The sequence below is a fragment of the Ramlibacter sp. genome, from assembly GCF_036676645.1.
Lineage (GTDB): Bacteria > Pseudomonadota > Gammaproteobacteria > Burkholderiales > Burkholderiaceae_C > Ramlibacter.
In genome coordinates, this window is sequence record NZ_JAKFCM010000090.1 from 43279 (window position 1) to 63667 (window position 20389).

Sequence of the window (20389 nt, forward strand, 5' to 3'; positions counted from 1 at the left end):
TGCGTGTCTCCCGGTCAGTTGGCAAGCGTGTCGGGCTGCTCGTTGGCCCGCACCAGCATGGCCTTGAACTCGTCCTTGCTCATGCCGGTCTGCGCCGCGCCCAGGTCCTGCACGTCCAGCCCCAGGATGCCGGCGAACTTGGCCAGGTAATAGACGTTGCCGCCGGCCGCCAGCAGGCCCGGCACGTCGCGCTCGCGGATCGCGCGGGCCTGTCCCTCGTCCAGCCCGTAGCGCTGCATGTAGCCGGATTCGTCGGCGCGGAAGGCCTCGCGGTTGGCAGCCTCGTTGAAGGAAAAGCACATGCGGTTGAGCGCATAGCCCTTGCGGGCCTGGCGCCCGTCGAACAGGGTGGTGCCGGGGATGGGTGGGTAGCGGTCCATGGTGCGGAGGCGAGTTGAGCGGCGTCCGCCCACTATTCCGCCGCCCTGCGCGGCGGGCTCTGATCCAGGTCAAGTCGGGCGTCGACCTTGACGTAAGTCAACTCTCCCGCGATTACGATTAGTGAAACGCATTACGCAATAGTAAATTGCCACCCGCACCCGCCGGGCGGTGCGGACACCACCAGGAGACGCCTGCATGGGAACCTACGCGTACCCGCGCTTTCCCTACCGACCCCCGACGGACCTGCGGTCCGAGCCGCCGCAGCGGCGGCCCCTGATCGTCGTGGGGGCCGGTCCGGTGGGGCTGGCCGCCGCGATCGACGCGCGCCTGCAGGGCATCCCGGTGCTGCTGCTGGACGAGGACGACAGCGTGTCGATCGGCTCGCGCGCGGTCTGCTACGCCAAGCGCGCGCTGGAGATCCTGGATCGCCTGGGCGTGGGTGATCCGCTGGTCGACAAGGGGGTGGGCTGGAACGTCGGCCGCACCTTCTTCGGCGAGGAGGAGGTCTACCGTTTCGACCTGGTGCCGGAGCCCGGCCACAAGCGCCCCGGCATGATCAACCTGCAGCAGTACCACCTGGAGGAGGCACTGGTCGCCCGCGCCGTCGAGCTGGGCGCCGACCTGCGCTGGAAGCACAAGGTGGTCTCGATCCAGCCGGCCGGCGACCACGTGCGCCTGCAGGTGGAGACGCCCGACGGCCTGTTCGCGATCGAAGCCGACTGGCTGGTCGCCGCCGACGGCGCGCGCAGCCCGATCCGCCGCATGCTGGGGCTGGAGGTGGACGGCCGCATCTTCATGGACCGCTTCCTGATCGCCGACGTGGTGATGAAGGCCGACTACCCGGCGGAGCGCTGGCTGTGGTTCGACCCGCCCTTCCACCCGAACCAGACGGTGCTGCTGCACAAGCAGGCCGACAACGTCTGGCGCATCGACTTCCAGCTCGGCTGGGACGCCGACCCCGAGGAGGAGAAGAAACCGGAGAAGGTGATCCCGCGCCTGAAGGCCATGCTGGGCGAGCGACCCTTCGAGCTGGAGTGGGTCAGCATCTACACCTTCCAGTGCCGCCGCATGAAGGATTTCCGCGCGAACCGCGTGCTGTTCGTCGGCGATGCCGCGCACCAGGTCTCGCCGTTCGGCGCGCGCGGTGCCAACTCCGGCTTCCAGGACGTCGACGACCTGATGTGGAAGCTGCGGCTGGTGATGGCCGGCCAGGCCCCCGATCGCCTGCTGGACAGCTACAGCCAGGACCGCATCCACGCCGCCGACGAGAACCTGCTGAACTCCACGCGCTCGACCGACTTCATCACCCCCAAGAGCCGCGCCAGCAAGACCTTCCGCAACGCGGTGCTGCACCTGGCGCGCGAGCATGCCTTCGCGCGCCAGCTGGTCAACTCGGGGCGGCTGTCGGTGCCCAGCTTCCTGACCGAATCGCGCCTGAACACGCCCGATACGGAAGCCTTCGGAGGCCAGATGGTCCCGGGCGCACCCATGGACGACGCGCCGCTGCGCGTGGACGGGCGCGACGGCTGGCTGCTGGACCAGGTCGGCCGGGGTTTCCGCCTGCTGGTGTTCGCACCCACCGCGCAAGCAGTGCCGCCCGGCTGGCGCGACAAGCTGGCGGAACTGGCGCACGACGCCATCCCGGTCCTGCCACTGCTCATCACGCCCGAAGGCGGCGCGCTGCCGGATTTCACGGTGGCAGCCGACCCGGCCGGGCTGGCGGCGCGCCGCTACGACGCGCGCGGCGGTGCCGTCTACCTGATCCGCCCGGACCAGCACGTGGCGGCGCGCTGGCGCACCTTCGATGCCGCCCGCGTGCGCGCCGCCGTGGCCCGCGCCACCTGCAACGACTGAAGGAAAGATCCATGCCGCTGCAACTCGCCCCAAACATCGCCGAACCGGGCAAGCGCTACTTCCGCGACTTCAGCCCGGGCGACGACTTCTACGAAGCGCTGATCGACGCCCACCGCGACCTCAGCGACGAGCAGAGCGAGCAGCTCAACGCCCGCCTGCTGCTGCTGCTGTGCAACCACATCGGCAACCTGTCCGTGCTGCGCGAGGCCTTCGCCCTCGCCCGCAAGGGACTGGACGCCTGATCCAACCCACCCCCACCCCCCCCAGAGAAGGAGACAACACCCATGCCCATCCGCAAGATCCACCACGTCGCCTACCGCTGCAACGACGCCAGGGAAACCGTCGAGTGGTACGAGAAGAACCTCAACATGAAGCTGGTCCTGGCCATCGCCGAGGACCAGGTGCCGTCCACGCGCGACCCCGACCCGTACATGCACCTGTTCATGGACGCCGGCAACGGCAACGTCATGGCGTTCTTCGAGATCCCCAACTCGCCGCCCATGGGCCGCGACCCGAACACGCCCAACTGGGTGCAGCACATCGCCTTCGAGATCGACAGCATGGAAGAGCTGGAGGCGGCCAAGGCCCGGCTCGAAGCCAACGGCATCCCGGTGATCGGCATCACCGACCACACCATCTTCCAGTCGATCTACTTCTTCGACCCCAACGGCCACCGGCTGGAACTGGCCGTCAACACCGGCACGCCGGACATGTACAAGCGGCTGGACGAGGTCAAGTACGAGATGGTCGAGGAGTGGGCCCGCACCAAGCGCGCCCCGAAGCACGCGGCCTGGATGCACGAGAAGGAATTCGCGACCCCCGCCTGAGGGCTATCGCGTCCTTGCGGCGCCAGCCCTGTCATTACGGCGCCAGCCCTGTCATTACGGCGCCAGCCCTGTCATTACGGCGCCAGCTGTCATTGCGGCCCCAAGGCCTGTCATTGCGGCCCCGAGCCGCAATCCATCTCCCGCCCGCGGCAAGCCGGTGCGCATGCGAGCGGCGGGAGATGGATCCCGGCGTTCGCCGCGATGACAAAAGCGGTGCATCCCGCCCCGGAACCCCTGCGCCGCACGACAATCCACTTCCAGTCACGCTACAGGAGTGGAACCATGTTCGCCGCCGTCTGGATCCTGGGCCTGCTGGCCCTGGTGCTGTGGAGCCTCACCCTGTGGGGCGTGCACGCGCTGTGGACGGCACTGGCGGACGTCAGCTGGGACGTGGCGGTCAACCGCCTGCCCACGCTCCAGCTGCCCCCGGCGCTGGAGCCCTGGTTCGGCGACGCCTGGCGGCAGTGGCTGGAAACGATAGGCCCCTGGCTGGAGCGCGCCGCCCCGGCCATGGATTCGGTCACCGGCTGGGCCGCCAGCGCCATGCCGGTGCTGATCTGGATCACCTGGGCGGTGGGCGCCTTCCTGCTGCTGCTCGTCACCGCGGCCTTTGCCGGGGTCGTCTCCTGGTGGCGCCGCCGGCATCAGCCGGCCGTGCGTGCCTGAGGGCTATCCGGCGAACTCCTCGGTGTCCACTTCCGAGCGCGACTGCACGCCGTAGCGGTTGCCGCTGACGGTCTGCTGGTTGACGTGGGCCTCCAGCCGCCCGACCAGTCCGGCGTCCAGCTTCACCGCCCCTGCCCCCAGGTCCTCGCGCAGGTGCTCGACGCTCGTGGTGCCGGGGATCGGGATGATGTCGCGGCCCTTGTGCAGCAACCAGGCCAGCGCCAGCTGCGCCGGCGTGCAGCCGGCCTCGCGTGCCAGCGCCTTGTAGCCGGGCAGCAGTTCCCGGTTGCGGGCAAACGCCTCCGGCTCGAAGCGGGGCATGGCGCGGCGGATGTCCTTGGCATCGAGTGCGCCGACGTCGTGCACCGCGTCGCACAGGAAGCCACGGCCCACCGGGCTGAACGCCACGAAGGCGACGCCCAGCTCCCGGCACGCATCCAGCACCGCGATTTCCGGGTTGCGGGTCCACAGCGAATACTCGGTCTGCAGCGCCGTGATCGGGTGCACCGCGTGCGCCTTGCGCAGCGTCGCCGCCGAAACCTCCGACAGGCCCAGCGCGCGCACCTTGCCCTGCTCCACCAACCGGCTCATCGCGCCCACGCTCTCCTCGATCGGCACCTTCCGGTCCCAGCGGTGCAGGTACCAGAGGTCGATCACGTCGGTCTGCAGGCGGCGCAGGCTGTCTTCGCAGTTCCTGCGGATCGCCTCCGGCCGGCCGTCGATCACGCGCCGCACCACGCCGTCCTCGCCGGCCACCCCGGCCATGCCGCCCTTGCTGGCCAGCGTGAAGCGGCTGCGATGCGGCCTGAGCACGCGCCCGAGCAGCGTTTCGTTGGCGCCGAAACCGTACAGCGCCGCGGTGTCGAACAGCGTGACGCCCGCATCCAGCGCCGCCAGCAGCACCCGCTCGCCCTGTTCGGGCGACGGCGGGGTGCCGTAGGCGTGGCTGAGGTTCATGCAGCCGAGGCCGATGGCGGAGACGGTGAAGGGACCCAGGAGTCGTGTTTGCATGGCGTTCGTCAAGTCGTGGGAAGCAAAAGGTGCATCCTAAGTGCAGCCTCGCAGGTCGACGTGCGGCATGGCTGACAGCACGGTCGGCGCGCGCTGGCAGGCCGATGGGCGGATCGGGTCTGCCCTGGCGCAAGCGCTCGGCTTATCGTGGGTCCTCGACGATTCCAACCAAGGAGCGCTTCATGAAGGAAGATCGCAGCGACAAGCCGATGGCCAAGGGCCAGGGCACCGACAAGCACAAGGCCGCGACCGGCACCGGAGCGGTGCTGGGCGGCGCAGCCGGCGGAGTGGCCGGTGGCACGGCGGCCGGCGCCGCCATCGGCGGCATGACCGGGCCGGTGGGGGCCGCGGTCGGTGCCGCGGCGGGGGCCGTGGCCGGCGCACTGGCCGGCAAGGGCATTGCCAAGGCGGTCGACCCCGCTGCCGAGGACAAGTACTGGCGCGACAATTACGCCAGCCGGCCGTACATCGCCAGCGGCTCGACCTACGATGACTACGGCCCGGCTTACCGCCATGGCGTCGAAGGCTACACGCGCTACCCCGACCGCAGCTTCGACGAGGTGGAGCCGGACCTGAGCCGTGACTGGGGCACCTCGCGCGGCAGCTCCACGCTGGAGTGGGAACGCGCCCGCCATGCCTCGCGCGACGCCTGGGACCGCGTGAAGAATGCCGCCGAGCGCGCCATGCCGGGCGATTCGGACCGCGACGGCCGCTAGGTCACGCCACGCACCCAGCAAGAAAAGGGGGCCGCCCGGCCCCCTTTTTCGTCGTCGTCACGGAAGAATCGGCGGCAGCGTTCCTGGTTTCCGGGGCGTTGTCAGGATGCCTGCTGGCCCATGGCGAACACGGACACGGGAATTCGCCGGGCGAGTTCCTCGGCCGTCTGCGACAGCCAGTTGAGGCGCTTCTGCTCCTCCAGCGCGGCCTTGCGCTCCTGCGCCAGTTCCTTGGGGGTGAGTTCCTTCTCGTCCTCGATGATGATGTGGATGTCCTGCTCGGCGGCGGCCGAGGTGCTGTCTCTCTTTGCCATGGCCCGCATTGTCCGGTTTTCGCGCCCGATCGTGCGCAAAAAGATGCAGATACCCTCACTCAGGCATTGCCCTGCCGCTTCCACTTGACAGGCAGGCGCCGACGTATCCGTGGGCGCGGCAGCCGGCGGCCGCCGGCTCGCAAGGCTACAGCTCGTGGGCGCAGGAGCCGCCTGCCGACTTCGCGCTGTCGTCGGCGGCCGGGCTGCCATCGTCCAGCGTCGTGGTGATCGAAATCTGTTCGACCACCGGTGCCGGAGCGAAGGTGGAGACGACCGTCGCGGCGACCGCCTGCGATTCGTCGGCCGAAACCGGGGGAGCGGCCGGTGGCACGAAGAGCGCGGCGACGGCCAGGCCTGCCACCAGGGCGGCTGCGCCCGCTCCAGCCCAGCGGGGGCGGTGCTGGCCGGCATCCCCCGGCCGGGTGATCGCGCCCTCCTCCATTGCTTTCTGATGACGAGCCAGGTAGCACATGGGGACCTCCTGCGTCGGTCGAGGCTTGAGCGGCCAGTATGACCATCCCCCGTACCGTTGCAAGGCACACTGCGGGCCACCTTGTCAATCGCCGGCCTCTTCGGCATCACGAAGTTACGGGCAGCTGGCGCAGGTCCATGATCCGGCCGGCCCGTCAAAACACGCATGTTGTCGGCTCGGATGCCGTGGCGTTCACCTGCGCCGCTTGGGACCGAAGATCACTTCCAGCCCGTCGTCGTGGACCTTGAGTTCCTCGGGCTCGAAGCCCATGGTGTCCGGCAAGGCGAGTTCACCCGGGGAGAACCGGTGCAGCACGATCTCGCCCACCTGGGCCGCCAGCGCGGGCACCAGGCCCTGCACGAATTCCACGGCATCGCGCGGCAGGCCCGGCCAGCGCACGTCCAGGACCTGCGCGCCGTGGGCCCGCACGGTCTGGTCGGTGGCCTCGTAGCGCAGGGCGAACACGAGGTCCATCTCGCCGGGGGGAAGCTGTCCGTCCGGCAGGCCATCCGCCTGTGCCAGCAACGCGGCGCCCAGCCGGTTGCGCGAGGGCAGCAGCAGCAGGCGCGGGGCGCTGACCTGCAGCTGGAGCAGTCCCGCCACGCCGAGCCGCACCGGGAAGCGCGCCGACAGCATCTTGTGCAGCTGGCCCGCGGAGATCCGGTGGCGCGGCCGGGGTGCCTCGTCCTGGGCCAGCAACCGGCCGAAGGGAAAGCCGGCGAGGTTCGCGAGAATCAGGCGACGGTTCATCGCGCCCATTCTCCGCCGCCGTTCAGGCGATCGGGCGACCGCCCGCCTCGATCAGGACAGCTGCTGCTCCAGCTGGTGCAGCACCTCGTAGCACGGCAGCACTTTCGCCACGCTCGCATTCGGCTCGCGTCCTTCCCGGATGGCGGCGACGAACTCGCGGTCCTGCAGCTCGATGCCGTTCATGGACACGTCCACCTTGGACACGTCGATCTTCTCGTCCTTGCCGTTGAACAGGTCGTCGTAGCGCGCGATGTAGGTAGCGGTGTCGCCGATGTAGCGGAAGAAGGTGCCCAGCGGGCCCTCGTTGTTGAACGACAGGCTCAGCGTGCAGATGGCGCCGTTCCCGGCCTTGAGCTGGATGCTCATGTCCATCGCGATCTTCAGCTCGGGGTGGATGGGCCCCTGGATCGCATTGGCCTTCACCACCGGGCTGCCGGTCTGGTACTGGAACAGGTCCACCGTATGGGCGGCGTGGTGCCACAGCAGGTGGTCGGTCCAGCTGCGCGGCTGGCCCAGCGCGTTCATGTTGGTGCGGCGGAAGAAGTAGGTCTGCACGTCCATCTGCTGGATGCGGAACTCGCCGGCCCGGATGCGCCGGTGGACGAACTGGTGGCTGGGGTTGAAGCGGCGGGTGTGGCCGCACATCGCGACCAGGCCGGTCTTCTGCTGCAACTGGACCACCGCACGGCCGTCCTCCAGCCTGTCGCACAGCGGAATCTCGACCTGCACGTGCTTGCCGGCCTGCAGGCAGGCGATCGACTGCGCCGCGTGCATCTGGGTGGGCGTGCACAGGATGACGGCGTCGACGTCGGCGCGCGCCAGGCTCTCGTCCAGGCGGGTGGTCACATGGCCGATGCCGTACTTCGCAGCCACTTCCTTCGTCTTGTCCAGCTCACGGCCGATCACCGAGGTGACCTGCACGCCGTCGATCAGCTTCAGGGCGTCCAGGTGCTTCTGGCCGAAGGCGCCGGCGCCGGCCAGGGCGATGCGGAGGGTCTTGCTCATGCTTGGTTCTCCAGGATCAGGTGCCCGACGGCGGTGTTCGATGCGGGCACATGGTAGAAGCGGTGCTTCACCTTCGGCTTGCCGCCGCCGGCGACATCGGCCATGGCACCGCGCGCGATCAGCCACATCACCAGCTCGATGCCTTCGCTGCCGGCTTCGCGCACGTACTCGATGTGCGGCACCTCGGCCAGGCCTTTCGGGTCGTCGATCAAGCGATCCAGGAACTGGTTGTCCCATTCCTTGTTGATCAGGCCGGCGCGCGGGCCCTGCAGCTGGTGGCTCATGCCGCCGGTGCCCCAGATCTGCACGTTCAGGTTGTCGTCGAAGCTCTCGATCGCCTTGCGGATCGCCTGCCCCAGCATGAAGCAACGCTTGCCGCTGGGCACGGGGTACTGCACCACGTTGACGGCAAAGGGGATGACCTTGAACGGCCAGGCCTGCGGCTGGCCGCACATCAGCGACAGCGGCACCGTCAGGCCGTGGTCCACGTCCATCCGGTTGACGATGGTGAGGTCGAAGTCCTGCTGGATCACCGACTGCGCGATGTGCGAGGCCAGCTCCGGGTGGCCTTCCACCCTGGGCACCGGTCGCGGGCCCCAGCCTTCGTCGGCGATCGGGAACTCGGCCGCGGTGCCGATGGCGAAGGTCGGGATGATGTCCAGGCTGAAGGCGTTGGCGTGGTCGTTGTAGACCAGGAACACGACGTCCGGCTTGTTGGCCTTGATCCACTCGCGCGAGGGCTCGTAGCCGGCGAACACCTTCTGCCAGTACGGCTCCTGGTCCTTGCCCAGGTCCATCGCGGCGCCGATGGCCGGCACGTGCGAGGTGTAGACGGATGCGGTGATGCGAGCCATTTATTTTTTCTCCCCGATGGTGCGGTTGCCTTCCGGCGAGCGGCCGCCGGCGACCATCATGTCGCGGTACTGCTCCTCCGTCATGCCGGTCATGGAGCCGGCCATCTGCTGGAAGCTCTTGCCGTCGGTGGCGCCGATCTTGGCCAGGAAGTAGATGTTGCCGCCCAGCGCGATGCAGCGGTTCAGGTCGCGCGCCAGCACGGCCTGCTTCTGCTCCTCGGTCATCGCCCACTCGTCCAGGTAGGCGCGCTCGTCGGCCTTGAAGCGCTCGCGGTTGTCGGCCTTCATCAGCGACATGCAGAACTGGTTGAGCCAGTAGCCCTTGCGGCTCTGGTCGGCGTCGAAGATGGTCGTGCCGGGCACGTCCTTGTAGGGTTTGTCGAGGGGCATGGTCAACCTCCTTGGGAGCGTTCGGGCCAGTACAGCCGGGTCGGGTTGTCCACCAGCAGCTTGCGCTGCAGTTCGGGCGTGGTGGCGATGTGCGGGATGAAGTCCACCAGCAGTCCGTCGTCGGGCATGTGGTTCTTCAGGTTGGGGTGCGGCCAGTCCGTGCCCCACAGCACGCGGTCGGGGAAGCTCTCGACCACCTTGCGGGCGAACGGCACCACGTCGCGGTAGGCGTTGCGCTCGCCCTGCAGCGCCGGGGGGCCGCTGACCGACAGCCGCTCGGGGCAGCTCACCTTGCTCCAGACGTTGGCATGTTCGCGCATGAACTTCAGGAACAGCTCGAACTCGGGGCCGTCGACCGGCTGGCCCACGTCGGGGCGACCCATGTGGTCCACCACCACCGTGGTCGGCAGGCGGGTGAAGAAGTTCCACAGCTCGGGCAGGTCCACCGCCTCGAAGTAGATCACCACGTGCCAGCCCAGCGGCGCGATGCGGCTTGCGATCTCCATCAGCTCGTCGCGCGGGGTGAAGTCGACCAGACGCTTGACGAAGTTGAAGCGCACGCCGCGCACGCCGGCGGCGTTCATCTCCTCCAGCTCGCGGTCGGTGACGCTGCGCCGGACCGTGGCCACGCCCCGCGCCCTGCCGGCGGAGGCCTTCAGCGCGTCGACCAGGGCGCGGTTGTCGGCGCCGTGGCAGGTGGCCTGCACGATGACGTTCCGGTCGAAGCCCAGGTGGTCGCGCAGCGCGAACAACTGGTGCTTGCCGGCGTCGCAGGGGGTGTACTTGCGCTCGGGGGCATACGGGAACTCGGCGCCCGGGCCGAACACGTGGCAGTGCGCGTCCACGCTGCCGGGGGGCAGCCGGAACTGGGGCTTGCTGGGGTTGGCATACCAGTCCAGCCAGCCGGGGGTCTTGGTGAATTCCATGGTGGTGGGTTGCTCCCAAGGCCGTGTCATGCCGGGCTTGACCCGGTATCCATCTCCTGCGCGTGAACACGGGTCGGGAGATGGATTGCGGGTCGAGCCCGCAATGACAACGTTCCGGGGTGATTCAATCGATGTACTTCAGCCCCGCCTTCTCCAGCGGCTCGCGCATCTTGTACATGTCCAGCCCCAACTCGCCCGAGGCAAACCGGGCGCGCTTGGCGACTTCGTTGGCCTCGCGCGCGGCGGCGGCGTCCAGGGTCTTGCGCGCCATCGCGGCAGGCACCACCACCACCCCGTCGTCGTCGGCCACGATCACGTCGCCGGGATGGACGATCATGCCGGCACACACCACCGGGATGTTCACCGAGCCCAGCGTGGCCTTGATCGTTCCCTTGGAGCTGATCGCCTTGCTCCACACCGGGAAGGGCATCTCGGCCAGGGTCCGGATGTCGCGCACGCCGGCGTCGATCACCAGTGCGCGCGCCCCGCGCGCCTTGAACGAGGTGGCCAGCAGGTCGCCGAAGTAGCCGTCGGTGCAGGGGGCGGTGACGGCCGCCACCACGATGTCGCCGGGCCGGATCTGCTCGGCCGCCACGTGCATCATCCAGTTGTCGCCGGGCTGCAGCAGCACGGTCACGGCCGTGCCGGACACCTGCGCGCCGGCATAGATCGGCCGCAGGTAGGTGGCCATCAGGCCGACGCGGCCCATGGCTTCGTGCACCGTGGCCGAGCCGTAGTGGCCCAGCTTGTCGGCGGCTTCCGGATCGGCCCGCTGGATGTTGCGGTAGACGACGCCTAGTTCATGCATCTCGGTCTCTCCTGCTTGCTCGTCACGCCATATGGCCTGTCATTGCGGGCTTGACCCGCAATCCATCTCCGTGCCTTCGCAAGCAACCGGCGATGGATGCCGGGTCAAGCCCGGCATGACACCTCATGAGTCTGCTACTGCCCGCGCGCCTTCAGCAGCTTGTCCAGCCGCGGGAACACCCGCCGCGTGTTGCCTTCGAAGATCGCCTGCTTGTCCTGCGCCGACAGCAGGGTCGACGCGTCGATGTAGCGCTTGGTGTCGTCGTAGTAGTGGCCGGTGGTCGGGTCGATGCCGCGCACCGCGCCGATCATCTCGCTGGCGAACAGCACGTTCTTCACCGGGATCACCGTGTTGAGCAGGTCGATGCCCGGCTGGTGGTACACGCAGGTGTCGAAGAACACGTTGTCCATCACGTGCGTGTCCAGCAGCGGCTTCTTCAGCTCCTGCGCCAGCCCGCGGTAGCGGCCCCAGTGGTAGGGAACGGCGCCGCCGCCGTGCGGGACGATGAAGCGCAGCGTCGGGAAGTCCTTGAACAGGTCGCCCTGGATCAGCTGCATGAACGCCGTGGTGTCGGCGTTGATGTAGTGCGCCCCCGTGGTGTGGAAGCAGGCATTGCAGCTGGTGCTGACATGGATCATCGCGGGCACGTCGTGCTCCACCATCTTCTCGTAGATGGGGTACCACCACTTGTCGGTCAGCGGCGGCTCCTTCCAGTGGCCGCCCGAGGGGTCCGGGTTCAGGTTGATGCCCACCGCCCCGTAGTCCCGGATGCACTTCTCCATCTCCGGGATGCAGGTCTTCGGGTCCACGCCCGGCGACTGCGGCAGCATGGCCACCGGCACGAAGTGCTCCGGGAACAGCTGCGACACGCGGAAGCACAGCTCGTTGCAGATGGCGGCCCAGGTGCTGGAGACCTCGAAGTCGCCGATGTGGTGCGCCATGAAGCTGGCGCGCGGCGAGAACAGCGTCAGGTCGTTGCCGCGTTCCTTCATCAGGCGCAGCTGGTTGTTGGCGATCGACTCGCGGATGTCGTCGTCGCCGATCTTCAGGTCGGACACACGGGGCTTCGCCGACGGGTCCTTGATGCCGGCGATCTGCTGGTTGCGCCAGGTCTCCAGCGCCTTGGGCGCGGTGGTGTAGTGGCCGTGGCAGTCGATGATCATGCGTTCTGTCTCCTGGGAAATCGTGTTCGGGTCAGGCCGCGTCCATGCCGCAGGCGCGCTTGATGCCGGCGGTGTCGGCCGAGGCCATGAAGGCCAGCAGCTCGCGCACGGCGCCCGGCCGGCCGGAGGCCGCGCAGACCGCGCCGGAAAAGACCGTGGTGATGTGGATGGGCGCGGGCAGCGGCCCGACCACCTCGATGCCGTCCAGGTGCATCAGTTCGCTCAGCTGCTGGAAACCGAGCGCCACTTCGCCCCGGGCCACGAGCGAGCCGACCGGCACGCCGGCCGGCGCCTGCACGGTGCGCGGCTGCACCTGCTGCGCAATGCCCCAGCGCTCGAACAGTTTCAGCAGCGCCGTGCCGCTGGGGCCGGTGGAATAGCCGATCGTGGGTGCAGCCAGCACCGCCTGCCGGACGGCTGGCTCGCTGGACAGGTCCGGCCGCGGGGCTCCCCGCTTGACGGCGACCGCCACGCCCGAGCGCACCAGGTCGACCCGGCTGCCAGCGACGGCGTGACCGTTGGCGGCCAGCTTGTCGATGGCATCGGCCGCCAGGAAGACCACGTCGAAGGGCTCGCCGGCCGCGACGCGGCGCGCTGCATCCACCCCACCGACCGACTCGATTTCCACCGGTACGCCGGAACGCCCGGTCCACGCCCGGGCGAGCTCGGCCAGCACCTGGCGCGTGGCCATGGACGAGATTCCCCGGATCGCTGCGTTCATGCCGCGATTGTGGTCAGCCCCCCCTGCCGCCAACAGCCCGCACCGCGACTAGCAGCTATAGCAATTCAGCATAATTGGCGGAAAGCTATTCCCATGGACCTCAGGCAGCTCGAATACTTCGTCCGCGTCGCCGAGCTCGGCAGCTTCACCCGTGCCGCCGTCGAACTGGGCGTGGCCCAGCCGGCGCTGAGCCGGCAGGTGCGCCTGCTGGAAGTGGAGTTGCGCCAGAACCTGCTGGTGCGCAACGGCCGCGGCGCCGTGCCCACCGAGGCCGGCATGGTGCTGATGGAGCACGGCCGCGGCATCCTGCACCAGGTGCAGCGCGCCCGCGACGACCTGGGCCGCCTGCGCGGCGGGCTGGCCGGCCGCGTCTCGCTGGGTCTTCCCAGCAGCGTGGCGCGCGTGCTGGCGGTGCCGCTGACGCGCGCCTTCCGCGAGGCCATGCCGGATGCCCGGCTGTCGATCAGCGAAGCCCTGTCCACCGGCTTGCTGGAGGGGCTGGCCAGCGGCCGGCTCGACATCGCCGTGCTGTACAACCCGCAGCCCTCGCGCGAAATCGACGTCACGCCGCTGCTGGACGAGGACCTGCTGCTGGTGCGCCCGCGCCCGCGCGGCCTGCACGAAGATCCGCCACCCGGCCCGGTGGAACTGCGAGAAGTGGCCCGGATGCCGCTGGTGATCCCCAGCCGGCCGAACGCGATCCGCATGCACGTGGAATCGGCCATGGCCGCCATCGGCTGCAAGCCCAACGTGGCGCTGGAGATCGACGGCGTCACCGCCATCCTGGACCTGGTGCTCGACGGCGCCGGCTGCGCCATCCTGTCGCGCAACGCCCTGCTCAACTCGCCTCGGCCATCGGCCTACACGGCGCAGCGCATCGGCGAGCCGCCGCTGCGCATCGCGCTGTCGCTGGCCACCAGCCTGCAGCGGCCCGGCACGCCGGCGCAGAAGGCCACGCTGGACCTGATCCGCAGGATCGTGCCGGAAGTGGTGGGGCGCTGAGCGCCCAGGTCGATCAGCGCGCCGCCACCGCCGCGACGACGGTGAGTGCCGCCAGCACCAGGTTGACGGCCACCAGCTGGCGGATGCGGTTCAGGGCCCCGGCGGCCGCCGGCCAGGCCGCCGCTTCGCAATAGCGCTGCAGCGCGGTATAGGGCACCAGCACGATGTAGGCGTACACGCCCGTCATCAGCAGCCCCAGCGTCATCATGAGGTGCCAGCCGACCGGCGCCGCCGCGAAGCCCACCTGCAGCAGCAAGGTGAAGCCGCTCAGGAGGATCAGGGCGACGGCCACGCCGACCAGCGGGAAGAACCGGCCGAACGTGCGGGCCCACAGCGTCAGGCGCTGCGGCGGCTCCAGCACCTGGACGGCGGCGGGACGAAGGCAGAAATAGGCGAAAACCATTCCGCCCACCCAGACCATGGCACTGGCGAAGTGGAGGAACAGCAGGACTTGGCGAAGCATCCTGCCGAGTGTAGGGGCTGGGCCCCTCAGGTCGTCGCCGGCGGCAGCGGCGGGCGGTTCTTGCGATAGGAATTCTTCAGCGCGATCCGGCCGTCGCGGAAGGTGAAGAGATCGCAGCCATTCACTTCGACCCGGGTGCCATCGGCGCGGGTGCCCGTGAACGTCCACTCCGACACGCCGCGGTCACCGCACACGAAGTGGCGCGCGTTGCCCCAGTGCGCGTCCGGGTACGTGGCCCAGACTTCGGCGAAGCCGGCGCGCACGGCACGCTCGCCCTGGCAGCGCGTGCCGCACGCGTCCGGCCCCGCCGACGCCTCGAACACGCCATCCGGCGCCATGAAGGACATGAGCGCGTCGATGTCGTGCCGGTTCCAGGCGTCGGCGAACGCCTGCAGCAGTTCGGGGGTGGCTTCCACGGTCGGGTTGCTCATGGCGCTGCTCCTTCGAAGCCTGCAGTGTGGCAAGTCCGACTGCGTTGCGCCAGCCTCATGGCAGGTGACCGAAGGCTACGGGCCAGGTGGATCGAAGCCGGGATTGAAGACGACTTCCCACAGGTGGCCGTCGAGGTCCTGGAAGTAGCCGGCGAAACCGCCGTAAAACGTCTCCTGGGCCGGCTTGACGATCCGGGCGCCGGCCTGGGCGGCCCGGGCCATGACCTGGTGCACCTCCTCGCGCGAGGCGACGTTGTGGCCGATGGACATCTCCAGCGCGCTGCGCGGCTGGGGCGCAAGGCCGGTGTCGGCCGCGAGGCTGCGGCGCGGCCACAGGGCCAGCTTGAGGCCATGCTCGAGGTCGAAGAACGCGACCGCACCGTTCTCGAACTCCCGGCCGACGATGCCCTGGGTGGCGAAGCCGAGCCCGTCCCGGTAGAACGCGACCGCGCGGTCGAGGTCGTCCACGGCCAGCGTGAGGACGGTGATGCGTGGATGCATGGGCCTTGCTCCCCTACTCCCTGATCTCCGGCTCGACCAGCCGGGCGAGCAGCGCCAGCGACTCCTGCCACCCCAGGTGGCAGGCCTCCGCCGGAATGACGGCCGGGACGCCCTCCTGGACCACATCGAGCTCCGTTCCACAGGAGACGGCCTTGAACGAGATCGTCACCTGCATCTCGCCCGGCAGGTTCGGATCGTCGAAGACATCCGTGTGGACGATGCGTTCGTTCGGCCGCAGCTCCAGGTACGTGCCGCCGAAGGAATGGCTGTGGCCGTTCGTGAAGTTGGTGAACGACATCCGGTAGGTCCCGCCCACCTTCGGCTCCAGGTGATGCACCTTGCCGGTGAAGCCATCGGGTGGGAGCCACTTGCCCAGGGCGTCCGGGTCGAGGAAGGCGCGGTACACGCGCTCGGGCGGGGCCTTGAGCACGCGGTGGAGACGAATCACATGGGTGGCTGGCATGGCGAATCCTTTTCGATGCGGAGGGTGGCCCTCTACCGGCACGACGATCGACCGCGCCCGGATTCGACAGCCCCGTGGCGGGGGGCGGTCGTTCCTGCTGGCATGCACTGTACAAGGCCTGCCCCGCGCATGGCGCGGGACTCGGCGACCTTCAGTCGCGGTCCGGCGCCCCGAGCGGAAAGTAGGCACGGAAGGGGCGCGCCTCGTCCACGGCCCGCCTCACCGACGGATGGGCCAGCAGGCGCGCACGGTAGGCCCTGAGGTGGGTGCGCGAGTGCGGGATCGGATGGGCCCAGTCGGCATAGAAGAGCGAAGGCGCCGCTGCGCAATCGGCCAGCGTGAACGAATCGCCGGCGGCCCAGGCGCGACCGGCCAGGCGTGCGTCGAGCCATGCGTAGATCCTGTCGAGCAAGCCCCGCGCCTCGGCCACGCCCCAGGCATCGCGGTCGGGCTCGGCCCGCAGCCGGTCGAGCACGATCTTCTGCATCGGCGTCATCACGTAGTTGTCGAAGACCCGGTCGAGCATCCGGGCCTCGATGCCGGCATCGCCGGCCGGGATCAGGCGAACGGGACCCGGATGGTGGGCTTGCAGGTACTCGATGATCGTGCTGCTCTCGAGGACGGTGCGCCCCTGGTCCTGCAGCACCGGAAACCGCGCCAGCGGCCAGAGCTCGGCGAGTTCAGCCTTGGCCGCGGCCTCTTCGAGGTTGCGGTAGTCGAAAGGGGTGGCGTTCTCGTACAAGGCGACCAGCACCTTCTGGCTGTAGGACGAGAAGGGGTGGGCGTAGAGCTTCATGGAGGGCGGCAAGCGGTCCTTCAGCCTTCGAACTCGTCGGTTGTCCGCCTGGCCTGCGGAAGCTGCTCGTCGAGCGACCGCCGATACCTGACGCAGCCTTGCATGAACTGGGGCCAATCCGGCACTTCCAGCGAAGGCGACACTTTCTCGGGCAGCAGCGACCAGAGGCCCGGATGATGCCAGCACAGCGCCTGGCCGGTGGCATCCCGGTGGGCGCGGATCGCGTTCCGCAGCTTCCTGATCTCCCCGATCAGTTGCTCACGCGAGAAGGTGTCCAGGTCTTCATCCATTGCGGCCTCCGGCGGAGATTCCACATTGCTTGCGGCATCGTAGCGGCAGGAGAAATCGAGGGAGCCAGGGCACGTTCCCCGGCAGCCCTATCCCGCTACCAACGCCCATGCCCAATAGATGGCAATTGCCACTTGTACGGCAAACGCAGTGAAGCGCGCATTCACCGCCATCACGCTGAGCGACGCGAGATGGATGCTGGACTGGACGACGCGTGCAACCAGGAGCCAGGGCGCCAGCGGGTCCGTAATCCCGGTTCTTCCGGTGACCAGCGCCAGCAGCAGGAGGCTGCCGAAAACCGGAAGCCCTTCGAGACAGTTGGCATGCGCCCGGGCCAGCCGTTGCATGAACGGCGACAGATTGGAGTTCTCCGGGTTGAACTCGTTCGACCGCGACTTGCCTGTGAGGACGCGATAGCTGCGCAAGACTTCCATGAGCACGAGGAGAGCCAGCGTCCACGAGATGAACAGCGCAAGGATGAGGGCCGAGGTATTCATGTCGCGACACCTGCTTTGGCGGATTGCGTCGCCTCGTGAGGAACCCTTCGCATTGCGGCGAGGGCGCGAAGCGAACGGACGCCCGCGCGCGGGTCCGTGTCGAAGGGCCTGTCAGATGGCAGCTTGGTTCTCCGATTTTTCACGAAGCGCACTCCTGACCAGCGAAACCAGACAATAACTGAACAGGCCTGCACAAAGAACGCCGAGAGCCAGGGCGCCAACTGCGAAGACGCCCGCCCTGCCGGCGGGCCACTGGTGCAACCCCTCGAGCCACGCAAAGTAGACGAAGCCCAGGCCCGCATAGGCAGCACCCGCCAGCGACAGGCAAAGGCCAAGCCACAGGATGACCTTGCGCCGCCTGGTCATGCGCTATCTACCGTCCGGCGCTACGCCATCCCCGCCGTGCGGGCCAGGCTTGGGCGAGTAGGTCCCCCGGCATGCAGCACGGCTAGGTTTCGTAGGAAAGCAAGACTACGTCCGCCGCCTGCTCGCGCAGAGGAATCAGCGATTGGTAGGCGGCCGACGAAAACCACTGATTCACTGCTGCAACATTGGGGAACCGGATGACGACGACGTCGGGGTGCGAATTCTCGCCAGCCAGCACCGCGACCTGCTTTCCCCGGAAAACGAGCTCGGCGCCCCATGGGACCAAGGTGCCGGGCACCTGCTTCGTGTACTCGGCCCACATCTCTGGGCGCTTTATCGTGACTTGGCCGATCAGATAGGCGTAGCTCATGGAACATGTTCCCGGTTAAAGAGAGAGGATTGACGTAGAAGCGACCATAGAGCAGCCTGGAGTTGACCGGCGATCCATGCGCACGACAGAGTGCCACGAAAACGTCGCCGCGACTGCGCTGTCATACGGTCCCGCTTCGGAAAGGCGCTAAGCGGAATTGCGCTGCGAAGCGGACGCCTCGCGGCGCAAGGCCGCTGCATGTCCGCGTCGAACGACCTGTCAAGTCGCATCAGCACCACCTGCCGCTGCGCGCTCGAGAACTCGATGAATGAAGGGCGCCTTGGCATCCGTGTAGCCATCACGATCGTGGCGATACCTGGCTGCCAACGCAAGCTTGAGGCTCCGATACTCCGTTCGAAGATCTTCATCGATGCGCAGAGCGTCTCGGAACGCCAGCCTTTCATTCCAGAGATGACTTCCCATTGGCACCAAATGAAGATGATGCGTCCGCACCGAGGGAGATGGCTTGCAGAACCAGTGCATCACCTCGGCACGGTATGGAAAAAAGACGTAGCCGGCACCCGCTGCTGCGGCAACGGCGGCCCGGGAGCCCTCCAGGGATCTCACTGGGGCCATGATGTCAATGATCGGTTTTGCGGCAAGACCCGGAACCGCAGTGCTTCCAATGTGCTCGGGTATGCCAACAAGCCACGGGGCCAGAGCGTCAGAGAGGACTTCCCGTTCAAGTTGGAACGCCTCGACCCATCTCGGGTCGTACTCGACGATCTCGATCGGGGCGTCATCCACGGCGTTGCCTCGTACGGCCTAACGCCGCAGCTGACCTGCACCCAACGGCAATGCGCCGCGCTTTGAACAGCATCCGCGGTCTTCCTGGATGGGCGGACACTGTACGGAACCGTAGGAGCAGAACACGCAGCAATCTCCTGCCTTGGGCGTAAGCACGGCCTGGCACCCCGCACATCTGTGGAAGTACACGCAGGAATCCGTCGGCATGACCTCGATCGAGGTGAAGCCGCAGTGCGGGCAAGTCAGCCTTGATTCGAGGATCGTGGTGGGCTGCATCTGTCTCTACGGTTTAACGCAGAGTAGACCGGCGCGTACCCAAGTTCTCACGCGCTGCCCAGTAGCAGACTGGCGAACTCTTCAGGGTTATCGAGCATCGCGTGGTGCCCGGTGTGGGTGCGGTGAACGCTCCAGCCGGGTGAGCCGGACAACTTCTCGAAGAATTTGGTGAAGGGGGAAGGACTCCACCCGTCCGCGTAGATGTAGGTCTGCTTGCCAACCTTGCGGTGATTCCCCGTCAAGCGGATTCGCTCCACAAAGCAAGCAAGCGACATGGGAACTACCTTGGACTTCACCCATGCTAGATCGGCTGCGTTCACCTGGAAATCTTCACTTGGGATCGGCTTGGTCCGACCGGCATGCTCGCCTGCGCCTTGTATGAAGTAAGGACGCTTCGGCTCAACATGGTCCCAGAGTGCTTCGCCGTCTTCGAGGATGAAGGCATCGGCGTAGACAATCGAACGAATCCGGTCATGCATGGCGTCGGCAACGCCGCGAACGACAGCGCCGCCATACGAGTGACCGCAAAGAATGACGTCGTGGAGGTCCTCCCACCGCAAGACATTGCAGACATCCTGAATGTGCAGGCTCAAGTTGATCTCGAGCCCTGCGAGATGCGACCGCTCGCCGACTCCCGTGAGAGTGGGGGTGAAGACTTCGTGCCCTTTGCTCCTGAGGAGCCTTGCAACGCGAGGCCAGACCCAAGCGCCGTGCCAGGCGCCGTGTACAAGGACGAATGTGGCCATGCTGCCTCCTTTGTATTGGGGTACGCCAAGTGTACGAAAGGGCTTCAATGGCGGCTATGTGCGGCTTACGTCGGAGTTGACCGGCACGCGGCGGCATTGCGCAGCGAGGCGTAAGCTCACCAGTGTCGAACAACCTGTTAGAGCTCATTTCGGCAGCTTCCCCCTGACGCGTTCGATGTCCTCTTCCAGCCCTTTGGTGTCCACGGCAATGTGGGCGAGCCAACGGTCCACCGCCAACCACTCTTCGGACGTGTACGGCGGCTTCGGCGACCAGCGGTGATCGGAGTCCAGTGCAAAGACGACAGCATCAATGGCGCTCTCACCATCGGCCTTCAGCCCACGAAGCAACCAGGCCTGAAGGTAGTAATGCTTCCCTTCGTCCGACAGGAGCGGAAGATCCCAGACGTGCTTTGAAAATACTTCATCTGGAATCTCTGATGCCTGGTACGAAGACAGATCTTCCGCAAGCTCCTCACATTCGCAGCACTGGTGCGAAATGAGCGCTGTCCGCGTGGGCTTCGGCACAAAATCGAAGGCTTCAAGAATCTCTCGCTCAACGTCGCCGACTGTCATGAGCTCTAACGT

Annotated in this window: 31 protein-coding genes; 6 read left to right on the forward strand and 25 right to left on the reverse strand. The window is 67.5% G+C overall.

All coding sequences use genetic code 11. The features are described 5' to 3' along the window. Nucleotides 1–14: 14 nt before the first annotated feature. Nucleotides 15–380, reverse strand: coding sequence for a protocatechuate 4,5-dioxygenase subunit alpha (locus V6M57_RS13270; protein WP_332815471.1), 366 nt, complete (start codon nucleotides 378–380; stop codon nucleotides 15–17). A gap of 196 nt (nucleotides 381–576) precedes the next feature. Between V6M57_RS13270 and V6M57_RS13275 the strand changes: the two genes are divergently transcribed. The 4 genes from V6M57_RS13275 (at nucleotide 577) to V6M57_RS13290 (ending at nucleotide 3728) form a co-directional block, all read left to right on the forward strand. Next, nucleotides 577–2235, forward strand: coding sequence for an FAD-dependent oxidoreductase (locus tag V6M57_RS13275; protein WP_332815472.1), 1659 nt, complete (start codon nucleotides 577–579; stop codon nucleotides 2233–2235). An 11-nt stretch (nucleotides 2236–2246) separates the two neighbouring features. Continuing rightward, the gene (locus V6M57_RS13280) at nucleotides 2247–2477 is read left to right on the forward strand and encodes a DUF2783 domain-containing protein (protein ID WP_332815473.1); all 231 of its coding nucleotides are present in this window, start codon (nucleotides 2247–2249) and stop codon (nucleotides 2475–2477) included. A 42-nt stretch (nucleotides 2478–2519) separates the two neighbouring features. Then, nucleotides 2520–3062, forward strand: coding sequence for a VOC family protein (locus V6M57_RS13285; RefSeq protein ID WP_332815474.1), 543 nt, complete (start codon nucleotides 2520–2522; stop codon nucleotides 3060–3062). 282 nt (nucleotides 3063–3344) lie between these two features. Then, nucleotides 3345–3728 carry a hypothetical protein gene (locus V6M57_RS13290; RefSeq protein WP_332815475.1) on the forward strand — a complete coding sequence of 128 codons (384 nt, stop codon included), beginning with the start codon at nucleotides 3345–3347 and terminating at the stop codon, nucleotides 3726–3728. 3 nt (nucleotides 3729–3731) lie between these two features. Here V6M57_RS13290 and V6M57_RS13295 read toward each other — a convergent pair whose 3' ends face one another. After that, a complete protein-coding gene (locus V6M57_RS13295; protein WP_332815476.1) occupies nucleotides 3732–4739 on the reverse strand; it encodes an aldo/keto reductase in 1008 nt (335 codons plus the stop codon). Between the two features lie 182 nt (nucleotides 4740–4921). Here V6M57_RS13295 and V6M57_RS13300 point away from each other — a divergent pair, with 182 nt between their 5' ends. Next, nucleotides 4922–5455: a hypothetical protein gene (locus V6M57_RS13300; protein WP_332815477.1), complete on the forward strand. Its 534-nt coding sequence runs from the start codon at nucleotides 4922–4924 to the stop codon at nucleotides 5453–5455. A gap of 101 nt (nucleotides 5456–5556) precedes the next feature. Here the strand turns inward: V6M57_RS13300 and V6M57_RS13305 are convergent, their stop codons facing one another. From V6M57_RS13305 to V6M57_RS13350, 10 genes are all read right to left on the reverse strand, one after another. Beyond that, on the reverse strand, nucleotides 5557–5769 hold the full coding sequence (locus tag V6M57_RS13305) for a hypothetical protein (protein WP_332815478.1): 213 nt from the start codon (nucleotides 5767–5769) through the stop codon (nucleotides 5557–5559). 145 nt (nucleotides 5770–5914) lie between these two features. Next, nucleotides 5915–6241 carry a hypothetical protein gene (locus V6M57_RS13310; RefSeq protein WP_332815479.1) on the reverse strand — a complete coding sequence of 109 codons (327 nt, stop codon included), beginning with the start codon at nucleotides 6239–6241 and terminating at the stop codon, nucleotides 5915–5917. A 192-nt stretch (nucleotides 6242–6433) separates the two neighbouring features. Continuing rightward, nucleotides 6434–6991: a DUF1439 domain-containing protein gene (locus V6M57_RS13315; RefSeq protein ID WP_332815480.1), complete on the reverse strand. Its 558-nt coding sequence runs from the start codon at nucleotides 6989–6991 to the stop codon at nucleotides 6434–6436. A gap of 51 nt (nucleotides 6992–7042) precedes the next feature. Continuing rightward, nucleotides 7043–7996, reverse strand: coding sequence for a Gfo/Idh/MocA family oxidoreductase (locus V6M57_RS13320; protein ID WP_332815481.1), 954 nt, complete (start codon nucleotides 7994–7996; stop codon nucleotides 7043–7045). Continuing rightward, the gene (locus tag V6M57_RS13325; protein WP_332815482.1) at nucleotides 7993–8850 is read right to left on the reverse strand and encodes a class III extradiol dioxygenase subunit beta; all 858 of its coding nucleotides are present in this window, start codon (nucleotides 8848–8850) and stop codon (nucleotides 7993–7995) included. Before V6M57_RS13325 ends, V6M57_RS13320 begins: the two co-directional genes overlap by 4 nt. Then, nucleotides 8851–9240, reverse strand: coding sequence for a protocatechuate 4,5-dioxygenase subunit alpha (gene ligA / locus V6M57_RS13330; RefSeq protein WP_332815483.1), 390 nt, complete (start codon nucleotides 9238–9240; stop codon nucleotides 8851–8853). Nucleotides 9241–9242: 2 nt separating this feature from the next. Continuing rightward, complete coding sequence (locus V6M57_RS13335; protein WP_332815484.1) at nucleotides 9243–10166, reverse strand: amidohydrolase family protein; 924 nt, start codon at nucleotides 10164–10166, stop codon at nucleotides 9243–9245. A 124-nt stretch (nucleotides 10167–10290) separates the two neighbouring features. Continuing rightward, on the reverse strand, nucleotides 10291–10974 hold the full coding sequence (gene ligK / locus V6M57_RS13340) for a 4-carboxy-4-hydroxy-2-oxoadipate aldolase/oxaloacetate decarboxylase (protein ID WP_332815485.1): 684 nt from the start codon (nucleotides 10972–10974) through the stop codon (nucleotides 10291–10293). Nucleotides 10975–11108: 134 nt separating this feature from the next. Then, the gene (locus tag V6M57_RS13345; RefSeq protein WP_332815486.1) at nucleotides 11109–12137 is read right to left on the reverse strand and encodes an amidohydrolase family protein; all 1029 of its coding nucleotides are present in this window, start codon (nucleotides 12135–12137) and stop codon (nucleotides 11109–11111) included. A 31-nt stretch (nucleotides 12138–12168) separates the two neighbouring features. Beyond that, the gene (locus V6M57_RS13350; protein ID WP_332815487.1) at nucleotides 12169–12858 is read right to left on the reverse strand and encodes a substrate-binding domain-containing protein; all 690 of its coding nucleotides are present in this window, start codon (nucleotides 12856–12858) and stop codon (nucleotides 12169–12171) included. A gap of 93 nt (nucleotides 12859–12951) precedes the next feature. On the opposite strand from V6M57_RS13350, the gene V6M57_RS13355 reads away from it, so the two are divergent. Continuing rightward, complete coding sequence (locus tag V6M57_RS13355) at nucleotides 12952–13860, forward strand: LysR substrate-binding domain-containing protein (RefSeq protein WP_332815488.1); 909 nt, start codon at nucleotides 12952–12954, stop codon at nucleotides 13858–13860. Nucleotides 13861–13873: 13 nt separating this feature from the next. Here V6M57_RS13355 and V6M57_RS13360 read toward each other — a convergent pair whose 3' ends face one another. The 13 genes from V6M57_RS13360 to V6M57_RS13420 all read right to left on the reverse strand — a co-directional run. After that, nucleotides 13874–14323: a CopD family protein gene (locus V6M57_RS13360; RefSeq protein ID WP_332815489.1), complete on the reverse strand. Its 450-nt coding sequence runs from the start codon at nucleotides 14321–14323 to the stop codon at nucleotides 13874–13876. Between the two features lie 26 nt (nucleotides 14324–14349). Further along, nucleotides 14350–14754 (reverse strand): nuclear transport factor 2 family protein, encoded by a 405-nt coding sequence (locus V6M57_RS13365; RefSeq protein ID WP_332815490.1) that lies wholly within the window; start codon nucleotides 14752–14754, stop codon nucleotides 14350–14352. A gap of 75 nt (nucleotides 14755–14829) precedes the next feature. Beyond that, on the reverse strand, nucleotides 14830–15255 hold the full coding sequence (locus V6M57_RS13370; RefSeq protein ID WP_332815491.1) for a VOC family protein: 426 nt from the start codon (nucleotides 15253–15255) through the stop codon (nucleotides 14830–14832). Between the two features lie 13 nt (nucleotides 15256–15268). Continuing rightward, nucleotides 15269–15718, reverse strand: coding sequence for an SRPBCC family protein (locus tag V6M57_RS13375; protein ID WP_332815492.1), 450 nt, complete (start codon nucleotides 15716–15718; stop codon nucleotides 15269–15271). A 151-nt stretch (nucleotides 15719–15869) separates the two neighbouring features. Continuing rightward, nucleotides 15870–16514: a glutathione S-transferase family protein gene (locus V6M57_RS13380; protein ID WP_332815493.1), complete on the reverse strand. Its 645-nt coding sequence runs from the start codon at nucleotides 16512–16514 to the stop codon at nucleotides 15870–15872. 20 nt (nucleotides 16515–16534) lie between these two features. Then, complete coding sequence (locus tag V6M57_RS13385; RefSeq protein WP_332815494.1) at nucleotides 16535–16804, reverse strand: hypothetical protein; 270 nt, start codon at nucleotides 16802–16804, stop codon at nucleotides 16535–16537. 87 nt (nucleotides 16805–16891) lie between these two features. Beyond that, nucleotides 16892–17299 carry an MAPEG family protein gene (locus tag V6M57_RS13390; protein ID WP_332815495.1) on the reverse strand — a complete coding sequence of 136 codons (408 nt, stop codon included), beginning with the start codon at nucleotides 17297–17299 and terminating at the stop codon, nucleotides 16892–16894. 111 nt (nucleotides 17300–17410) lie between these two features. Continuing rightward, the gene (locus tag V6M57_RS13395; protein ID WP_332815496.1) at nucleotides 17411–17665 is read right to left on the reverse strand and encodes a hypothetical protein; all 255 of its coding nucleotides are present in this window, start codon (nucleotides 17663–17665) and stop codon (nucleotides 17411–17413) included. 82 nt (nucleotides 17666–17747) lie between these two features. Then, a complete protein-coding gene (locus tag V6M57_RS13400) occupies nucleotides 17748–18035 on the reverse strand; it encodes a DUF1330 domain-containing protein (RefSeq protein WP_332815497.1) in 288 nt (95 codons plus the stop codon). Between the two features lie 219 nt (nucleotides 18036–18254). Continuing rightward, nucleotides 18255–18782, reverse strand: coding sequence for a GrpB family protein (locus tag V6M57_RS13405; protein WP_332815498.1), 528 nt, complete (start codon nucleotides 18780–18782; stop codon nucleotides 18255–18257). An 18-nt stretch (nucleotides 18783–18800) separates the two neighbouring features. Further along, nucleotides 18801–19058: a GDCCVxC domain-containing (seleno)protein gene (locus tag V6M57_RS13410; RefSeq protein ID WP_332815499.1), complete on the reverse strand. Its 258-nt coding sequence runs from the start codon at nucleotides 19056–19058 to the stop codon at nucleotides 18801–18803. Between the two features lie 47 nt (nucleotides 19059–19105). Continuing rightward, the gene (locus V6M57_RS13415) at nucleotides 19106–19804 is read right to left on the reverse strand and encodes an alpha/beta fold hydrolase (RefSeq protein ID WP_332815500.1); all 699 of its coding nucleotides are present in this window, start codon (nucleotides 19802–19804) and stop codon (nucleotides 19106–19108) included. 144 nt (nucleotides 19805–19948) lie between these two features. Further along, the coding region (locus V6M57_RS13420) for a hypothetical protein (RefSeq protein ID WP_332815501.1) at nucleotides 19949–20389 on the reverse strand (441 nt) is incomplete at its 5' end.

Excerpts from the sequence above, each read along its gene's own strand:
- V6M57_RS13270 (WP_332815471.1), bottom strand. The coding sequence starts at position 380 with ATGGACCGCTACCCACCCATCCCCGGCACCACCCTGTTCGACGGGCGC.
- V6M57_RS13275 (WP_332815472.1), top strand. The coding sequence starts at position 577 with ATGGGAACCTACGCGTACCCGCGCTTTCCCTACCGACCCCCGACGGAC.
- V6M57_RS13280 (WP_332815473.1), top strand. The coding sequence starts at position 2,247 with ATGCCGCTGCAACTCGCCCCAAACATCGCCGAACCGGGCAAGCGCTAC.
- V6M57_RS13285 (WP_332815474.1), top strand. The coding sequence starts at position 2,520 with ATGCCCATCCGCAAGATCCACCACGTCGCCTACCGCTGCAACGACGCC.
- V6M57_RS13290 (WP_332815475.1), top strand. The coding sequence starts at position 3,345 with ATGTTCGCCGCCGTCTGGATCCTGGGCCTGCTGGCCCTGGTGCTGTGG.
- V6M57_RS13295 (WP_332815476.1), bottom strand. The coding sequence starts at position 4,739 with ATGCAAACACGACTCCTGGGTCCCTTCACCGTCTCCGCCATCGGCCTC.
- V6M57_RS13300 (WP_332815477.1), top strand. The coding sequence starts at position 4,922 with ATGAAGGAAGATCGCAGCGACAAGCCGATGGCCAAGGGCCAGGGCACC.
- V6M57_RS13305 (WP_332815478.1), bottom strand. The coding sequence starts at position 5,769 with ATGGCAAAGAGAGACAGCACCTCGGCCGCCGCCGAGCAGGACATCCAC.
- V6M57_RS13310 (WP_332815479.1), bottom strand. The coding sequence starts at position 6,241 with ATGTGCTACCTGGCTCGTCATCAGAAAGCAATGGAGGAGGGCGCGATC.
- V6M57_RS13315 (WP_332815480.1), bottom strand. The coding sequence starts at position 6,991 with ATGAACCGTCGCCTGATTCTCGCGAACCTCGCCGGCTTTCCCTTCGGC.
- V6M57_RS13320 (WP_332815481.1), bottom strand. The coding sequence starts at position 7,996 with ATGAGCAAGACCCTCCGCATCGCCCTGGCCGGCGCCGGCGCCTTCGGC.
- V6M57_RS13325 (WP_332815482.1), bottom strand. The coding sequence starts at position 8,850 with ATGGCTCGCATCACCGCATCCGTCTACACCTCGCACGTGCCGGCCATC.
- ligA (WP_332815483.1), bottom strand. The coding sequence starts at position 9,240 with ATGCCCCTCGACAAACCCTACAAGGACGTGCCCGGCACGACCATCTTC.
- V6M57_RS13335 (WP_332815484.1), bottom strand. The coding sequence starts at position 10,166 with ATGGAATTCACCAAGACCCCCGGCTGGCTGGACTGGTATGCCAACCCC.
- ligK (WP_332815485.1), bottom strand. The coding sequence starts at position 10,974 with ATGCATGAACTAGGCGTCGTCTACCGCAACATCCAGCGGGCCGATCCG.
- V6M57_RS13345 (WP_332815486.1), bottom strand. The coding sequence starts at position 12,137 with ATGATCATCGACTGCCACGGCCACTACACCACCGCGCCCAAGGCGCTG.
- V6M57_RS13350 (WP_332815487.1), bottom strand. The coding sequence starts at position 12,858 with ATGAACGCAGCGATCCGGGGAATCTCGTCCATGGCCACGCGCCAGGTG.
- V6M57_RS13355 (WP_332815488.1), top strand. The coding sequence starts at position 12,952 with ATGGACCTCAGGCAGCTCGAATACTTCGTCCGCGTCGCCGAGCTCGGC.
- V6M57_RS13360 (WP_332815489.1), bottom strand. The coding sequence starts at position 14,323 with ATGCTTCGCCAAGTCCTGCTGTTCCTCCACTTCGCCAGTGCCATGGTC.
- V6M57_RS13365 (WP_332815490.1), bottom strand. The coding sequence starts at position 14,754 with ATGAGCAACCCGACCGTGGAAGCCACCCCCGAACTGCTGCAGGCGTTC.
- V6M57_RS13370 (WP_332815491.1), bottom strand. The coding sequence starts at position 15,255 with ATGCATCCACGCATCACCGTCCTCACGCTGGCCGTGGACGACCTCGAC.
- V6M57_RS13375 (WP_332815492.1), bottom strand. The coding sequence starts at position 15,718 with ATGCCAGCCACCCATGTGATTCGTCTCCACCGCGTGCTCAAGGCCCCG.
- V6M57_RS13380 (WP_332815493.1), bottom strand. The coding sequence starts at position 16,514 with ATGAAGCTCTACGCCCACCCCTTCTCGTCCTACAGCCAGAAGGTGCTG.
- V6M57_RS13385 (WP_332815494.1), bottom strand. The coding sequence starts at position 16,804 with ATGGATGAAGACCTGGACACCTTCTCGCGTGAGCAACTGATCGGGGAG.
- V6M57_RS13390 (WP_332815495.1), bottom strand. The coding sequence starts at position 17,299 with ATGAATACCTCGGCCCTCATCCTTGCGCTGTTCATCTCGTGGACGCTG.
- V6M57_RS13395 (WP_332815496.1), bottom strand. The coding sequence starts at position 17,665 with ATGACCAGGCGGCGCAAGGTCATCCTGTGGCTTGGCCTTTGCCTGTCG.
- V6M57_RS13400 (WP_332815497.1), bottom strand. The coding sequence starts at position 18,035 with ATGAGCTACGCCTATCTGATCGGCCAAGTCACGATAAAGCGCCCAGAG.
- V6M57_RS13410 (WP_332815499.1), bottom strand. The coding sequence starts at position 19,058 with ATGCAGCCCACCACGATCCTCGAATCAAGGCTGACTTGCCCGCACTGC.
- V6M57_RS13415 (WP_332815500.1), bottom strand. The coding sequence starts at position 19,804 with ATGGCCACATTCGTCCTTGTACACGGCGCCTGGCACGGCGCTTGGGTC.